Below are 15,224 nucleotides of genomic sequence, written 5' to 3' on the forward strand. Positions count from 1 at the left end.
AGGCGCCTTCGGGCGCCTTTTTTGTTTCTGCAAAAATGCGAGGAACCGATGCTGAGAGCCATGGCACTGATGCTCGCCCTCTCTGTTCTGGCCGTGCCGGCTCAGGCTCAGGTTTTTCGCTGCGAAAAAGACGGCAATACGGTGTTCTCGGACCAGCCCTGCGGCGAGGATGCTGAATCGCTTGAGCTACGGGATAACCGCATTGGCGGCAGTTTCAATCAGAACCTCCCGGTGCAGGAGTCCCCTGATCCAGAAGAACAGACCGAAGAGTCAGAACAAGAAAAAGAGGCCGGCACATGCCGTTTTATCAACTCCACCGATTTGCGTCGTTATCTGGTTCGTGAGCAGGTGGTGCGAGGCATGACCCGGGACAACGTGCGCCGTGCTTTTGGTAACCCTCCTGAAACCTACACCAGCCCCCAGGAAGTCTGGATCTACCAGACCCGCTATTATGGCGCGCTCTATGAGCTGACCTATGTGTATTTCAGGGATGGCTGTGTTGAACGGGTTGAGTACCGGAAACCCTGACCGCATCAAGCAGCAGGTTGCGGGGTGTCAGTGAACGGTCGCAGAAATGCCCCAGCCTGACCCTGTACCCCTGCTCTTCCAGAAAGAGCGCGTAATCCAACACCATCCAGAGCTCCAGAGGACGCCGGAACAGATGCCTGACCAGCTCATGGCGGCGAACCTCGGCCAGCCGTTGCACGCCAAACGCCTGCCAGTGATCAAAGTCCACCGTATCGGGTAATCGGAGCTGTTTTTTTGCCGCCGCCCAACGGCAAAAGGCGGGAAAGCCTTCGTTCAAAAGGCGGGGCGGATTCGAAGGAACCGGCAGATACTCATCACACCCACGAAGTTGCCGCTGCAGACCATCAAATCCCAGGCGCCACTGGCTGACAAGACGGGTCTGTTCCCTCACCCGGGCCGGTGCCGTCACGGTTTCCTGAACCGCAAGCCGAAGATCGTTACGGCTCGGCTGCAGCGCTTTTTGGTGATCCGCCGCCCGCTTTGAAAGCGGCCGGTAGTGTTCCATCTCGGTGAGGTGGTAGCAGCAGGGCGAGACGCTCAATCTTGGCAACCCGGATTCACTGCCTCGCTTCAGCAACTGTCGGTGCAGATCGCCACAAGCATGCAGTGCAACACCGTGGTGACGGCTGGGAAGCGACAACTCCTCCGCCATGACATCCTGCCAGCGGATCGACACTGGATCTCCGAACTGTTGTGCCAGTCGGTTGCCATCGCGCACCAGCTCCGGATTCCACTCAAAACCCTGTATCTCACCGGGGCAAAACGGCGCCAGTGTCCGGGACAGATGGCCCTTACCACAGCACCAGTCCAGGGCGGGGTGTTCCAGCGGCGTCAGTGCCGCCGTAAAGGCGCCCGACTGCAGGCGTTTCCGACCGGGCATATCCGTGGCCCGGATTTCCGGGAGAGTCGCCTCTGATGCCTTTTCGGGTGCCGATAACAGCTCCGGCAGTTGAACCATGTCGGCGTAACGGACGAGGGACGGCAACCATGAGGCTACCCGAGCCGCCAACTCAACCGGGCTGCCATCCAGTTGCTGGCATTCCCCATCGGTAAGTTCCGCCAGCATGGTGGCCAGTTCCGGATAACGACGCGCCCAGGCGGGCTCCGGCGTCATGAACGGCGCCGGTTGCCAGAACTCGGAATGCTGTACCAGCCAGTCGTTCAGCTGCTGCCAATGCTGGTAAAAAGATTCCGCGCCGTGGTGTAAACTCGCCGCCGGAGGTAACGTCATGCAACTGGCCTTTGTACTTGTTGAACCCAAGGTTCCGGAAAATGTCGGCGCAGCCGCCCGCGCCCTGTGCACCATGGGCTTCGGCGAGCTCTGGCTGGTCAATTCCGACCTGCACACCCGCCCCGAAGCCCAATGGCTGGCCCACGGCAGCGACCACATCCTGGACAATGCGCGCATTTTCCCCGATCTGGAAGCGGTAAGAAACTCCGTAGACCTGCTGATGGGCACCTCCGCCAAGACCCGGCATCAGCGCCAGGATTGGCACGGCCCCTCAGATCTGCGGAAGGTTCTGGCCACGAAGGGTGCGTCCGTGGCAACCGCAGCACTGGTGTTTGGCCGGGAAGATCGCGGGCTGTCCAATGAAGAGCTGGCTCTCTGCGATCTGTTAACCGGCATCCCCATGAAGGTCACCTACCCCTCCCTGAACCTTGCCCAGTCGGTGATGCTCTATGCCTGGGAAATGTCCGGACTATCGGTCGCTACGGAGAGCCAGATTGAGCCCGCAGGTGAACATCGTCTTGGCGCGCTTCGTGGACGACTCGAAACCTTGCTACCGGAACTGGACACACCGCCTGAGGGAAAACTGTCCCAGTGGGTTTTCGAGCGTTTGCCCTTGTTGTCTGATCGGGATATCGGGTTTGTTCATACGCTGTGTTCGAACATTGAGCGCGCTGTGGATTGCAGATCTCAGTCGCGCTCGAATTCCGAGGCGGAGCAGGACGGATAGCCCCTCCCGGGATACGCTGTGAATACGTCCATGTACGCTCGACGAAAACATCCATGTTTTCGACGATCCCGGGAGGGGCTATCCGCCCTGCTCTCGGGCCTTTTGCGCGCACCGGGGTATTGAGCCTACTCCTGGAATCTTCCTGGGCGGAAGGCATCCAGGCAAACGGACGGCTCCTCGCCTTCGATTACCTGGGCGATGACATCGGCACTGCCCGCGGACAGGGTCCAGCCGAAGGTGCCGTGGCCAGTGTTGAGGTAGAGGTTGTCTCGGGGACCGCGGCCGATAATCGCAGGGCCATCCGGGGTCATGGGGCGGAAGCCGGTCCAGGTTTCCGCGGCGTCGAGATCGGCGCAGCCGGGGAACCGGGACTCCACCGATTTTCGGATCGTGGCCAGCCTCGCCTCCGGAATGTCTCTGTTGAAATCCGCTAGCTCGACAAACCCTGTGGCGCGTAATCGATTGCCCAGACGAGTAGAAACCACTTTGTAGTTGTCATCGTGAATGGTGGAAGCGGGGCCTCGTTCCGGGTCCTTCATGGGGACCGTCAGGCTGTAACCTTTTACCGGATAGATGGGCAGTTCGAGGCCCAGGGGCTGAACCAGGTGGTTGGACCAGCAGCCGGCGCTGATCACCACGGCATCCACTTCCAGGGCTTCCATGACTCCATCGCTGTTTCTGACTGAAATTGCGCTGACCCTCTGGTCATCGGCAATCAGCTTTTCCGCTTCCACGTTGTAACGAACCACTATCCCCTTTGCCTCGCAGACTTTAGCGAGTTCCCGGGAAAATTTGTGGCAATCGCCGGTTCCGTCGGTGTCATAGCTCAGGGCGCCATAAAGCGGACCATTACCAACCATGCCGGGCTCGGCGTCGCGCACCTGTTCGGGTGTGAGCAAACGGGAAGGGATGCCCAGTTCGTTCAGCAGTTCATGGGTCGTCCGGTAGCCTTCCAGCGCTTCCGGTGTGCTTGCCAGGTGCAGCAGACCCTGGTGGTCGCCATCGAAAGACAGATCAAGCTCCTTCTCAAGCGCCAGGAATCGCTCCCGGCTGTGGATACCGAGGCGCAACATGGCGCGGCGATTCAACCCGAACAGCCCTGGCGACCAGGCGTAACGGAGCGTGGCGAACATGAACTTGAGTGTTTCCACAGACGGCGGGAAGCGTAGCTTCAGGGGGCCATCCTGCTTGAGGATCCAGGGGATGGCCTTGAACACAATCGCGGGATCGGCCCAGGGATACACCACGCCATAGGATCGCTGGGCCGCGTTGGCCTTGCTGGTCTCGTTGCCGGCCATTGAATGACGTTCCAGCACCGTCACCTGGTGGCCCCGGCGATTCAGTTCATAGGCGGTGGTCATTCCCACCACGCCGCCACCAACAACAGCAATGTGCATGCATTCCTCCCCTGTGTTTATTTCACGCCGCTTTTCGCCAGCAGACGCCGGTACTCTTTCAAAACGCTTTCATCTTCTTTCGGATATTCCGGCGCCAGATTCTGCAATTGCTCAGCCAGTATGGCTGCGACAATCGGGCGCGCCTGGGGCTTCCGATCTCCCGGCACGATAAACCAGGGTGCCTGCTCTGTATGGGTCGCGGCAATGGCTTCCTCGGCAAACGCTTCGTACTCCCTGCGTTTTTCCCAGCCATCGATATCGGACCGATCAAACTTCCAGCGCTTGCGCGGCTTGTCCAGACGCTTGAGAAGCCTCTGGCGATGCTCATCCTCAGACAGGTTGAGCCAGATCTTGATCACCGTGGTGCCCTCTTCCACCAGATGATTCTCGAAGTTCCGGATGGAGCGGTAACGGTTTTGCCAGTTGTAGCTTTCAGGCGCGTGGACCGGCCAAACCCGCTCGGCGATCACCGCTTCATGATGGCTGCGGTTGAAAGCGACCATCTGGCCAAATCCGGGCAGAAACGGCGTTACCCGCCAGAGAAAGTCATGGCGGGTTTCGGCGCCCCTGGGCCGGCTGAACGACCAGGCATGGAAACCAGCGGGGTCGGCGTAGGTTGCCAGAGTACGGATCAGGCTGTCTTTTCCGCTGGTGTCCGGGCCGTGGGTAACCAATAGAACCGCCCTGGACTGGTTTGCCCAGAGCCGGCGCTGATATTCACCAATCTGATCCAGACTGGCTTCCAACCCTGGCAGGGTGGTGTCATCGCCATCCAGAAAAGTCGGGTAATCCCGGAATCTCGGTTTCCCGGGTTCATAAAGAAACGAACTGGTAAACGCCGACAACCTCATCAAATTACTCCGTGCAAGTCCCTATGGAGGTAATACAGGTCAACAATCGTACAAGCTGGTAAACTTGTGAGCCCGAATTCACAGAATAGCAGCCTGTTTGCAGGTTGCGATGGAGTGTAGTACCCGGCAATGAGTAAAAAACGTCGCGAGATTCCCGTATTTGATCACCCGATCATTGAAACCCACTGTCACCTGGATTACCTCAAGGACCGTCCGCTCGAGGAAACCCTGGAGCAGGCACGAGGGGTCAATATCGAGAAAGTGATCACCATTGCGGTGTCCCCGGACAACCTTGCCAGAGTACGCGAACTCAGCCAGGTTGCGCCCTGGGTGTATGGCACCCAGGGCATCCACCCCCACGACGCTGAAAGCTATTCTGATGACGTGGAAGCCGAAATCCGTGCCCACGCCCGGGACGAGAAGATCGTTGCGGTGGGCGAGATCGGGCTGGACTATTTTTACGACAACGCCGACCGGGACGTGCAGCGCGAGGTGTTCCGGCGCCAGCTCCAGATCGCCTGTGACACAGACAGACCCGTGGTGATTCATAGCCGGGAAGCCGACGAGGATACCATCGAGATCCTGGGCGAGTTTGAGACCACCCTCAAGCGCCGTGGCGTCATTCACAGCTTCACGTCCGGCCCCGGGCTTGCCCGTTATGCCCTGGATCAGGGCTGGTGCCTGGGCTTCAACGGCATCACCACGTTCAACAAGGCGGAGAACGTGCGTGACATCGTGCGTATGGCGCCGATCGAGCAGATCCTGCTGGAAACCGATTCACCCTTCCTGACCCCGGTGCCCTACCGCGGGAAGGAAAATGCACCGTTTTACCTGCCTTTTGTCGCCGAAAAAATCGCCGAGGTGAAAGAACTTCCCTTGGACGAGGTGATTGGTAAGACTTACGCAAACAGCCTGAGGACGTTTTTCCCCGGCGAATGATCAAGCGCGTCCCCATTTCCGCACTCAAGGTCGGCATGTACATAACCGACCTGAACAACGACTGGATTCCCCACAACACCCAGCGCAAGCGAGGTGTTATCAAAAAAGAGGAAACCATCGAGAAAATCCGCCGGATGGGGGTGGAGTTCGTTTATATCGACGCTTCAAAAGGCCTCGATTCCCAGGACTCGGAAACGGCCGCCGAAGTGGATCGTCGGAACGAGTCGGCCCTGCAAAAGGCGGGTGAACTGACGCCGGGCTTGCGGCCGCATGTTCCGCTTGCGGAAGAAATCGTGATTGCGCAGCAGATCCATAGTCAGGCCCAGGGGCTGGTGGGCGAGTTCATGAACCACGCCAAGGTGGGCAGCGCTATTGATGTGGCGCCCATCCACCAGTTGGCGGACGAACTGCAACACTCCGTGCTCAGGAATGCCAACGCACTAAGCTGCCTGGGGCGCATCCGGGAAAAGGACAATTATCTTCTGGAACACTCGGTCAACCTGAGTGTGCTGATGTCCCTTTTCGGGAATTACCGGGGCCTGTCGTCTGACGTTCTGCACCAGACTATCGTTGGCGCCCTGCTCCACGACCTGGGCAAGATCCTTACACCCGACGAGATACTGCACAAACCCGGCCGCCTGACTGCCGAAGAGTTCGAGGTGATGAAACTCCATGCCCGTCATTCACGGGACATTCTGGCTACCACAGAGGGCATTGGTGAGCTCACCGTCATCACGGCCGCTCAGCACCATGAGCGCCTCGATGGCACAGGCTATCCAGAGGGCCTGAAGGGTGATGAGATCTCGGAATACGGTCGCATGGTGGCGATCAGCGATGTATACGATGCCATCACCGCAGACCGGGTCTATCACAAGGGTATGACACCAACACAGGGTCTGAAGAAGCTTCTGGAGTGGAGCGGCACTCACCTCGATCCCAGTCTGGTCAAACAGTTTATCCGGTGCCTGGGCCTTTACCCGGTGGGTTCGCTGGTGCTTCTGGAAAGTGGTCGCCTTGGCGTCGTGGTTGAAGCCAATGAAAGTGACCAGAGGCTGCCGACTGTGCGCGTTATGTACCACACCAAATTCCGCATGCCGATCACAGTAGATACCCTCGATCTCGCGAAACCGGGCACACAGGACCGGATTCTGCGAGCCGTTGATCCGGAAACCTACAAGATTGATGTCAGGAAATTCCTCGCCTGAGAACGCTGACAGCCGCGGACAGCTCGGAATAGAGTGGTTCAACGGCTGCTATCAGGAAGATGGATCAGAGAATCGGACATAGCGATTGCGGCCCCGGTGCTTGGCCTGATACATGGCCTGGTCGGCCTGGCGCAGGAGCTGGTCGCCGTCCAGATCCTCTGCCTGCGGGAACAGCGTGTAGCCGATACTGGCTGAAACTTCGACGCTGTGATCGGCAACCCAGACAGGTTCTGCCACCCGCGCCAAAAGACGTACCAACAGGGTCTCAAGAGATGCGTCGTCCTGAACATTCATCACGATGGCCGCAAACTCATCACCACCGAGCCTCGCCAGAGTATCCTCTTGCCGGAGTTCCGAACGCATACGGGCGGCCACCTCGACAAGCAACTGGTCACCCGCCTCATGACCGAAGGCATCGTTTACCGGCTTGAACTCGTCCAGATCAATATAAACCACCGCCAGTTTGCCGCTCTGACGCCGGGTAAGAGCCATGCCTTGCTGCAATCGGTCGGCAAACAGAACCCGGTTAGGCATTCCGGTCAAGGCATCGTAATGGGCCATGATCCGGAGCTTTCTTTCCTGCTCTTTTAGCCGACTGATGTCACTGAAAATACCGACAAAATGCGAGACTGCGCCATGATCGCCACGAACGCTGCTGAGTGTTACCGACAAGGTAATCGGCTCGCCATCATTGCGCCTGCTGGCAAACTCTCCGGACCAGAAGCCCTGAGACCGGGCACTGGCGAAAATACCGCTGCCTTCCTCCACCGGTAAGGGGGGCAGTCGTCCAATAGCACGTTTGCGGGGTCGGCCGGTTATCGCCAGATACGCATCGTTGGCATCAATCACGATGCCGTGATTATCAGTAATGAAAATAGCCTCGCGGGCGTATTCGAAGACGCTCGCCGCCAGCCGCTGCCGCTGTTCCGCGTGTTTCCGGAGAGTGATTTCATACAGGGAGCAAAGAATCAGAGCTTCCGGTTCGTCCTCGGTGTGGACGGGCGCCATGGTAAGCTCCACCCAGATCTCCGTGCCGTCAGAGCGATTCAGAACCCATTCGCACTGTTCCACCTGACCCGCCGAAACCCGGGCCAGCATGGGCGCCATTTTCTGTCGGGAGATCTGCCCGTCTGGCTGGAATTCCGGCGAAAAGACCGCCAGATCCTTGCCGACCAGTGATTCACTGGAGGTGTACCTGAGCAGGTCAACAGAAGCCCGGTTGGTGTCGATGAAAAGTCCACCGCGGATCAGCAATGCAGCTTGTGGCCAACCCCGGATAAGCTGGCGCAGACGCCTCTGTTCCGCGGCCAGCTGCCGCTTGCTCTTGCCCAGCCAGAGCGACAATGCCACCAGCAACATGAGCAACACCAGAATGGTAAAGACCCAGAGCCGATACTGGTGCAATGCATCCACCCAGGTAAGTTGGGGCACCTGGTCGTAGGGCGTTACCCGCAGAGTGCGAGCCAGGTACTCAACCGACTGGTAGTCTGCGGGCGGCGAAAAACCCGAAATGCCCACTGACAGCGCCACCTCGTCTTCCGGCTCAATGGCAAAAAGCGCCGACGCGATACGACGGACAGCCCGCTCGTTTACATGGGGCAGCGCCACCAGGGGCCATTCCGGGTATAGACGGGTTGAAACAACGTAAGGGAAACCCGCCAGCCGCTGACGGTTCAGAACCTTTACCTTGGTAAACAGATCAGGGTCTTCCTGCGCCATCTGCTCCAGAATGCTGGTTCGGATAAAGCCTACATCGGCATCTCCGGAGAGAACCGAACGAACCACTCGGTCGTGGGTGCCCATAAACCGGATCAGATTCACTCTGCGGATATCAATACCGGCATCCATCAGCTCGAGAACCTGGGTCTGGTAGCCCCCGAGGAAATGGACACCGGGCGAGGCAATGGTTTTATCACGGATATCGGCAAGCTGTTCAATGTCGTCGCGCTCGGCCCTGGTAAAGATCACGCCACCAAGACTGCCGGTCGAAGACTGGCCGGAGCGCCTGACCAGAGTCGCCAGAACGCCGGTCAGACTGCGTTCGCTTCGGATCAGTAGAAAATGGCTGGGATTGGTAAGAAAAAAATCGAGCCGGTTGGCGGCGATCGCCCGGCTCATATTCTCCTGATTGAGAACCTCCAGCCTTACGGATATGCCGGTTTCCCTGGACAAGTAGTCCGTCAGAGGCTGGTAACGTTCCTGAAGCACACTGTCCGGCCGATAGGCGAATACACCCATAGTCAGTGTTTCATCGGCACTGGCTGATGCCATCGCCACAAATTCCGTGGCAAACAGAAAACAAAGACAGGCAACAAACCGGCGAATATTCAAGAGACCCTCGCTGGCAGAAACGAAGGATCTGACATGCGCTGGATGCCAGGATTCTGGTCAATCATCCCCTCTGCCAGCATAAGGCGAGACAGGGATCCGGCCATGGTTTCGATGGGTCCGGCTGCTCTGAGATAACGCTGGTTCGCGGCCAGATCCGGCAGCATAACGCTGGCCAGTGCCATGCGAACCTCGTCCGGACTGATCCCCTGACGGGTGGCAATCCGGTACATTGAGTCGTGCATGCTCCGCACCAGGTGCTGCAGGCCGGTAAAATGTCCGGTCAACAGGTCGCGAACCGCTCTGGAATTGCTCTCTGCCGCTTTCCGGGTCACCACCAGCACATCGAAGATGGTTTCCGGAATGTCGCTACTATCGAAGAGTCTGACGCCTCCGGCGTTCTCTATGAGTGACGCTGTTGGCTCGTAGCATACCGAAGCATCCACTTCACCGCGGGACCAGGCTTGTGCATGCTGGCTTACCGGCAAATCCACTTTTATCACGTCGCTGCGACCGAGCCCCGCTACCTCAAGGATTTTAAACAGCATAACGCCCGAGACGCCGTTCAGCTCCACCGCAATACGCTGCCCCTTGAGGGCTGTCAATTCCGTGATCGATGGCTTGACCATCAGTACATCGGCGCCGGCGGACACATCAGCGACGGCAACCACAACCAGTTCCAGCCCACTCGACCGGACCCGTATGGTTTCATCCAGAGTCAGCGCCGCCCCATCAAGCGCCCCTGAAATAAGGCCCTCCATGGAGTCTTTGGCAGACGTGCCCGGCACCAGCGCAACCGTATCCGGCAACCAGTTGAAATCACGGGCAAGGTACAGCGGCTCGTAGCCGATCCAGGGGTGGATACCGAACCTCAGCGGGCCGGAATCACTGCAACCCGGCAATCCCGCCGCGGACAGTCCGGCTGCTATCGATAGACCAAGGAATTCACGGCGTTGCATCAGGCTCCGGACCGGGCAAAGACATTAACATTTGTCAATAAACGACAGTTTACTGCTTCACATACTACCCGTAAAACCGCAACTTGCCTTGCACCGCGTCAATTTATCCCAAAGACAGGAACACCCCCATCAGCACCGGCGAGAGAAAAGACAGCAAGAAACCGGAGGCGATCGCCACCGGAACACAGGTCAGCCCGCCACTGCTGCGGATAACCGGCAGGGTGAAGTCCATGGCGGTAGCGCCACCATAACCAATAGCCATGGCCGGCCTGTTGGCAATCAACAAGGGGATGATTGCCAACGCAACAATCTCCCTGAGCACATCATTGAGGAAGGCCACGCCGCCCCAGGCAGGGCCAAGGGCTTCGCCGATGACAATGCCGGACAGCGAGTACCAGCCAAACCCGGAGGCAACCGCCAGGGCGTCGTGCCAGGGCAACCCAAGCCAGGGTATCAACAGGGCACCGGCCACCAGGGAACTGAGCGTCAGAGCCAGCGCGATACCGAGCCCCTGACGATTCATCAGAAGTTTGCGCAGCGAAAGCCCGGCATTGCGCAACTGCAGGCCGATCAGAAACAGCAGCAACATCAGGGACCAGGTCGCCAGCTGTTCCGCCATGGGCATGTCCGGCAACAGGTAGTAGCCGGCAAGCAGCCCGGCAATAACCGCCACCAGCGGTTTCAGGCCAGCCAGAAAAAGCCGGCGGTATCCGGGGCTGACACTGCCCTCGACCCGCTCGATGGACATTGGCTGCCAGCGGTGGAACATCCAGAGCCCAAACATGTTGGCGACGAAAAGCACCAGCACCAGTGCCAGTACCTGAGTCGCCATGCCACCTAGTTGCGCCGCCAGGCCCTCCATCTGGCCAAGCCCCAGGCCCAGCAGCAACAGGATGAAGTAAACCAGTGCCTCCACCATGTAATGGATCACCGTCATGGCCCGGCGGTTTTCCAGGGCGATGGCAAAACCCAGGAACAGGGGAGCAAGAATGAGCAAGGCTCCAGTCAGCATGGCGTCCTCGAAACGAAAAGGGGGTTATCAGGTCAGGGGTTTGAACTGGTCGGGGTCGGCATCCGGGCTGGCCTGTTCACCCTGCGGAACGCCGATGGTGCGGGCAAGACGTTGGGCGGTAACGGACCAGACCGCATAATCTCCGGGCTTCGGCTCGTAGCCTTTTCCCATCATGGTGCCGGCGACGCTTCTGAGAACCGATTCAGCCCGGGCCTGGGTTGGCCAGGGCCCACGGCAGAACTGCCCATCCGGGCGCCCCCGGTCAGGGCCAGCCAGAGCTACCAGGCCCCAATGACCGCCGCCTGCTGGCCGGATGTGTAGCTCGATGCGTTGGCCGTCTTTCACCATGACGAGATCCCGAAGCGGGCTACGGCCGTGGAAATAGTGGAGCTTCATGATGCCATTCTGTCAGTGCAGAACATGCCCTGACCTGTCCTGCACGAGAACCCAGGGTGCGATGACGACCGCCCAGAGTTCCGCATTGCGATCATACCAATCCTGCGCGGTGTCCGGCGCAACCTCACCAACGCGTCCATCGTTCATCCACTGTTCGAAACGGGCTTTGTTATCCGCCGCCAACTCAGTCGCCACTTCAAGCAGATCCAGGTCCGGCGACACCCTGACGACCTGCCCCCTCGCAAAGTAGGTCTGCAGATCGTGCCAGCGGATGCGAGAAGTCTCAAGATTCAGCTTGGCTTTCAATTCGTCCCGGGATGGGGAGGATGACATGACTACCTCATCAGTCTAAACAGGGCTCAGGCTGGCCAGACTACCGGAAATCTCGCCCCACCGCATCTGCCAGAATCTGAGCAATCTGTTCTGAAAGGTTCATGGGGTCAAAGGGCTTCGGTATGACACCGAGCGCTCCCAACGCCTGATATTCCTCGATTTCGGATTTCTGTAGCCTGGCGGTCATAAAGATGACTGGCACTGTCTCCATCCCATCAAGCTCACGCAGTGCCTGCAACGTCGTAGGACCATCCATTCCCGGCATCATAACGTCCAGCAAAATCAGTTCCGGCTCGAATTCTGGGGCTCTCTCCACAGCCTCAGCGCCGGACTCGCAAATCGCCGTTAAAAAGCCGCCGACATCCTCCAGAGCAATTTCCGCGACTGCCCGAATATCCGGATCATCCTCAACATACAGAATCTTCTGAGGCAAGTTTTGTTGTTTACTCTCCATTACTTTTCTCCCGCTCTGTTTCTTCGGTTTCCATACCAATGCGTCTAATCAGCCTGCGGCATTCCTCGGAGTCCTGCTCGCCTGAAGCCAAAAGAGAGGCAGCACGCATAATCAGCCGTTCCTCACGGGTGCAATCGTTGGGCAGAAAATGGACGGCACCGATCAGCTCCCGGACCCCCAGCGGCAAGCGCCATTGAACCTTGAGCCGGTTTCCATAAGCCTGTGCCCACTCCTCCAGAACCTTTTCCGCCTCTGCCGTTCCGATTTCACCTCCGGCTGCAGCATACTGGTTGAGTACCTTGAGAACAGCGAGCTCGCCCAGGCGGCTTAGCAACCCGGCTTTTTGAAGCGGGAGGGGTTGTTTCTTCAGGCTGATCGCCAATCGCTGGGCCTCTTTTGCCACCTGCAAGGCGCATTCGTGGTAGGTTTTTGAAAGCTCGCGTAGCGGCTCATGCTGCAGCTTGTTGGATACATCCAGCGACAACGCCAAAGCCTGGTTCAGTGCAAGAGGTACGCCCAGAGACCCGATAGCATCTCTCAGAGTTTCAACGGGCTTGCCGGAACGCCTGAATGAGCTGCTGTTGGCCACATCCAGCAAACGGGCGGTGAGGCTGGCCTCTTCTCGCCAGCGCTCAGCCAGCTGCGCCGCGGAAAGATCTCCCTGGCGACCGATTAATTCAAGAATGTCCGAAGGGTCCACATCGGAGGGCAACTGAATCACTTCCTCCAGTGAATCACGGAGCAATGTCTTGAGGTCCGGCGCTTCAGAGGTCTGATCGACTTTCAGTAGCTTTCCAAGCCGTTCGTGGAGGTTCGCCACATCGAAGGGTTTGGTCATGTAACCGTCGATCCCGTAATGAGCCGCCTGCAACACAGACTCCCGATCAGAGCGGCCGGAAACCATCACAATGGGAACATCACGATCCAGTTGACGCACCTGCCTGACAAGTTCCAGCCCCGATCCATCCGGCAGATTTCTGTCCGCAATGTAAAGGTCAAACCGGTTATTTTTTACCTGCCTGAGCGCTTCACCGAGAGTATCGGCGAGCACAACAGACACACCCGAGTATAGGCCCGCGACGACAGTTTCCAGCAACTCTGCAATGAGATCATCGTCTTCAAGAATCAGCGCTTTCAAATGACCACCCTAAGCGTACAACGGACATTATTTGGAAGAGTAAACGGTCACCCCGTCACGGCCACCGCGTTTGCGCTCATAAAGCGCCTGATCGGCGGCATTCAGGGCATCCTCACCGTTGGTAAAATCATTAATCGCGGCAATGCCTGCGCTGAAAGTAACCTGAAAGCTGGACTCTCCCGCCACGAAAGAAAGTTCGGAAAAGCTTTCACCAATTCCACGAATCAGGTCTTTGGCCGCAGAAACATCACACTCAGGTAAAACCACCAGAAACTCCTCGCCTCCGTAACGACCGATCATATCAGTCTCGCGCAACCGATTTCTCAGAAGGTTGGCAAGGGTGCGAATCACGATATCACCCTGCGAGTGGCCCCAAGTATCGTTTACCGTCTTGAAATGATCGAGATCAAGCATAACAACACAGGACCGGTGACCACTCCTACGACATCTTGCCAGTTCTTTTTCAACCTCTTCCTTGATCAATGAATGTTTCAGAAGACCGGTCAAGCTATCCCGGTTCATAAGCTCGGAAAGCTGACGGGCCCGGTAACAACGAATGCGCACCGACCGGACCAGATAACTATCCGAGACCGGCTTCATCAGGAATTCATCCGCGCCCTTGGACAAAGCCTCCAGCTGGTTTTCGCGATCATCCTCAGAAGAGAGATAAATGATTGGCAGGCTCAACCACCGTGGCTCGAACCGAATCAGCCGGGCGAGCGTGACACCGGAATAGTCGCCGATCTGAACATCCATCAGGACGATGTCCGGCACAAAATCTGCAAGGCTGGACGTCAGGTGAAAAGGCTCTGACACTGCTTGCGCCTCAATACCGGCCGCCTGCAACACCAGACAATAGTGTTCGGCCAGCTCGGCATCGTCTTCGACGATCAGCACCCGCCCCTGTACATTGGCGCTGCGTTCAATGGCAAGCGACTCAATCCTTTCGGCAAGTTCAGGTATGTCCACCGGATCCGGGAAGAATGCATACGCTCCGGTCTCGGCCACTCTGTAGCGGTTCTGGAAAGAATTATCGCTGCCAAGGCAGATTACCGGCAGGCGACGACGAGAGCTTTCCTCAAAAGACGTGTTCCGTATGGACATAACATCTGAAAGAGCCGATTCCCGACACAAAATGGCCGCTGCTCCGCGGACCTCAGCCAATGCGTTGCCAAGTGCGCCGGCATCATTACAATCTACACGGGTGAAGGAAAAGCCATACGGAGCCATCTCCTTCTCCAGCATCGCGAGGCGTTCTTCCCCCTTTTCCACGAGCAGAACGCTCACCTGCATGCCCTGGCTACCCTTGTAGGTCGTGGGCTCCTCGGTAAAGCTACTATCCTGGTCAACCGCCTGACTCTTGACTTCAACAAGCTCTGCGAGCGCGTCTATTCCATCTGCAAATCCGTCGGGAATGTCGATAGGATGGCTGAGGACGTCGTCGAGAGCGCCAAGACTCTCAGCTTGACCTTTTAACTCCTTTTCCAGTGCCTTGGCAGCTTCACCTAGCTCTGGAAGGCCGAATGTCCCCGCCGAACCGGACAACTTGTGCAGGCTTTGATAGCAAAACAACAATCCGTCGGCAGAGAACTCACCACGCCGGGTTTTCTCTGCCAATGTTCGCAATTGCTGAATATCTTCTTTGGCCCGCTCAAGGAATCTTTGCCTGAGCACTTCCAGCCGTGAAGAAATCTTGCCTGTCGACTCCAAGGCCACATCAATACTC

At 57.9% G+C, this 15,224-nt stretch carries 15 protein-coding genes; 4 read left to right on the forward strand and 11 right to left on the reverse strand.

Annotated features, from left to right (window positions below; translation table 11 throughout):
* Positions 1-48: 48 nt before the first annotated feature.
* Entirely contained in the window at positions 49-528 is a 480-nt protein-coding gene (locus ACGK9W_RS15235; protein ID WP_405417379.1) for a DUF4124 domain-containing protein, read from the forward strand.
* Here the strand turns inward: ACGK9W_RS15235 and ACGK9W_RS15240 are convergent.
* The gene (locus tag ACGK9W_RS15240; protein ID WP_405417381.1) at positions 485-1,759 is read right to left on the reverse strand and encodes a methyltransferase; all 1,275 of its coding nucleotides are present in this window, start codon (positions 1,757-1,759) and stop codon (positions 485-487) included. The two genes, ACGK9W_RS15235 and ACGK9W_RS15240, sit on opposite strands and share 44 nt — an antisense overlap.
* Here ACGK9W_RS15240 and ACGK9W_RS15245 point away from each other — a divergent pair.
* Positions 1,758-2,486 carry a tRNA/rRNA methyltransferase gene (locus tag ACGK9W_RS15245; protein ID WP_405417383.1) on the forward strand — a complete coding sequence of 243 codons (729 nt, stop codon included), beginning with the start codon at positions 1,758-1,760 and terminating at the stop codon, positions 2,484-2,486. The genes ACGK9W_RS15240 and ACGK9W_RS15245 overlap by 2 nt on opposite strands.
* Positions 2,487-2,611: 125 nt before the next feature.
* Here ACGK9W_RS15245 and ACGK9W_RS15250 read toward each other — a convergent pair whose 3' ends face one another.
* Complete coding sequence (locus tag ACGK9W_RS15250; RefSeq protein ID WP_092030568.1) at positions 2,612-3,883, reverse strand: D-amino acid dehydrogenase; 1,272 nt, start codon at positions 3,881-3,883, stop codon at positions 2,612-2,614.
* Positions 3,884-3,900: 17 nt separating this feature from the next.
* The gene (locus ACGK9W_RS15255) at positions 3,901-4,734 is read right to left on the reverse strand and encodes a polyphosphate kinase (RefSeq protein ID WP_092030570.1); all 834 of its coding nucleotides are present in this window, start codon (positions 4,732-4,734) and stop codon (positions 3,901-3,903) included.
* A 129-nt stretch (positions 4,735-4,863) separates the two neighbouring features.
* Here ACGK9W_RS15255 and ACGK9W_RS15260 point away from each other — a divergent pair, with 129 nt between their 5' ends.
* Both ACGK9W_RS15260 and ACGK9W_RS15265 read left to right on the forward strand, forming a co-directional pair.
* Positions 4,864-5,673, forward strand: coding sequence for a TatD family hydrolase (locus ACGK9W_RS15260; protein WP_092030572.1), 810 nt, complete (start codon positions 4,864-4,866; stop codon positions 5,671-5,673).
* On the forward strand, positions 5,670-6,878 hold the full coding sequence (locus ACGK9W_RS15265; protein WP_405417386.1) for an HD-GYP domain-containing protein: 1,209 nt from the start codon (positions 5,670-5,672) through the stop codon (positions 6,876-6,878). The genes ACGK9W_RS15260 and ACGK9W_RS15265 overlap by 4 nt, the downstream gene beginning before the upstream one ends.
* Before the next feature lie 51 nt (positions 6,879-6,929).
* Here the strand turns inward: ACGK9W_RS15265 and ACGK9W_RS15270 are convergent, their stop codons facing one another.
* From ACGK9W_RS15270 to ACGK9W_RS15305, 8 genes are all read right to left on the reverse strand, one after another.
* Complete coding sequence (locus tag ACGK9W_RS15270; protein WP_405417388.1) at positions 6,930-9,149, reverse strand: PhnD/SsuA/transferrin family substrate-binding protein; 2,220 nt, start codon at positions 9,147-9,149, stop codon at positions 6,930-6,932.
* Positions 9,150-9,205: 56 nt separating this feature from the next.
* Entirely contained in the window at positions 9,206-10,165 is a 960-nt protein-coding gene (locus ACGK9W_RS15275) for an ABC transporter substrate-binding protein (protein ID WP_008173020.1), read from the reverse strand.
* Positions 10,166-10,268: 103 nt separating this feature from the next.
* Positions 10,269-11,177: a lysine exporter LysO family protein gene (locus tag ACGK9W_RS15280; protein WP_008173021.1), complete on the reverse strand. Its 909-nt coding sequence runs from the start codon at positions 11,175-11,177 to the stop codon at positions 10,269-10,271.
* 27 nt (positions 11,178-11,204) lie between these two features.
* On the reverse strand, positions 11,205-11,573 hold the full coding sequence (locus ACGK9W_RS15285; protein ID WP_008173024.1) for a hypothetical protein: 369 nt from the start codon (positions 11,571-11,573) through the stop codon (positions 11,205-11,207).
* A 12-nt stretch (positions 11,574-11,585) separates the two neighbouring features.
* On the reverse strand, positions 11,586-11,906 hold the full coding sequence (locus ACGK9W_RS15290) for a DUF2288 domain-containing protein (RefSeq protein ID WP_008173025.1): 321 nt from the start codon (positions 11,904-11,906) through the stop codon (positions 11,586-11,588).
* Positions 11,907-11,946: 40 nt separating this feature from the next.
* The gene (locus ACGK9W_RS15295) at positions 11,947-12,360 is read right to left on the reverse strand and encodes a response regulator (protein WP_008173027.1); all 414 of its coding nucleotides are present in this window, start codon (positions 12,358-12,360) and stop codon (positions 11,947-11,949) included.
* A complete protein-coding gene (locus ACGK9W_RS15300) occupies positions 12,350-13,498 on the reverse strand; it encodes a response regulator (protein ID WP_008173029.1) in 1,149 nt (382 codons plus the stop codon). The genes ACGK9W_RS15295 and ACGK9W_RS15300 overlap by 11 nt, the downstream gene beginning before the upstream one ends.
* A 27-nt stretch (positions 13,499-13,525) precedes the next feature.
* Positions 13,526-15,214: a diguanylate cyclase domain-containing protein gene (locus ACGK9W_RS15305; protein WP_008173031.1), complete on the reverse strand. Its 1,689-nt coding sequence runs from the start codon at positions 15,212-15,214 to the stop codon at positions 13,526-13,528.
* Positions 15,215-15,224: the final 10 nt, after the last annotated feature.

Origin of the sequence: Marinobacter flavimaris (assembly GCF_045057155.1) — a bacterium.
In the GTDB taxonomy this organism is placed as follows: domain Bacteria; phylum Pseudomonadota; class Gammaproteobacteria; order Pseudomonadales; family Oleiphilaceae; genus Marinobacter; species Marinobacter manganoxydans.

Excerpts from the sequence above, each read along its gene's own strand:
- ACGK9W_RS15235 (WP_405417379.1), top strand. The coding sequence starts at position 49 with ATGCTGAGAGCCATGGCACTGATGCTCGCCCTCTCTGTTCTGGCCGTG.
- ACGK9W_RS15275 (WP_008173020.1), bottom strand. The coding sequence starts at position 10,165 with ATGCAACGCCGTGAATTCCTTGGTCTATCGATAGCAGCCGGACTGTCC.
- ACGK9W_RS15270 (WP_405417388.1), bottom strand. The coding sequence starts at position 9,149 with ATGGCATCAGCCAGTGCCGATGAAACACTGACTATGGGTGTATTCGCC.
- ACGK9W_RS15255 (WP_092030570.1), bottom strand. The coding sequence starts at position 4,734 with ATGAGGTTGTCGGCGTTTACCAGTTCGTTTCTTTATGAACCCGGGAAA.
- ACGK9W_RS15250 (WP_092030568.1), bottom strand. The coding sequence starts at position 3,883 with ATGCACATTGCTGTTGTTGGTGGCGGCGTGGTGGGAATGACCACCGCC.
- ACGK9W_RS15280 (WP_008173021.1), bottom strand. The coding sequence starts at position 11,177 with ATGCTGACTGGAGCCTTGCTCATTCTTGCTCCCCTGTTCCTGGGTTTT.
- ACGK9W_RS15265 (WP_405417386.1), top strand. The coding sequence starts at position 5,670 with ATGATCAAGCGCGTCCCCATTTCCGCACTCAAGGTCGGCATGTACATA.
- ACGK9W_RS15290 (WP_008173025.1), bottom strand. The coding sequence starts at position 11,906 with ATGTCATCCTCCCCATCCCGGGACGAATTGAAAGCCAAGCTGAATCTT.
- ACGK9W_RS15295 (WP_008173027.1), bottom strand. The coding sequence starts at position 12,360 with ATGGAGAGTAAACAACAAAACTTGCCTCAGAAGATTCTGTATGTTGAG.
- ACGK9W_RS15260 (WP_092030572.1), top strand. The coding sequence starts at position 4,864 with ATGAGTAAAAAACGTCGCGAGATTCCCGTATTTGATCACCCGATCATT.
- ACGK9W_RS15245 (WP_405417383.1), top strand. The coding sequence starts at position 1,758 with ATGCAACTGGCCTTTGTACTTGTTGAACCCAAGGTTCCGGAAAATGTC.
- ACGK9W_RS15285 (WP_008173024.1), bottom strand. The coding sequence starts at position 11,573 with ATGAAGCTCCACTATTTCCACGGCCGTAGCCCGCTTCGGGATCTCGTC.
- ACGK9W_RS15240 (WP_405417381.1), bottom strand. The coding sequence starts at position 1,759 with ATGACGTTACCTCCGGCGGCGAGTTTACACCACGGCGCGGAATCTTTT.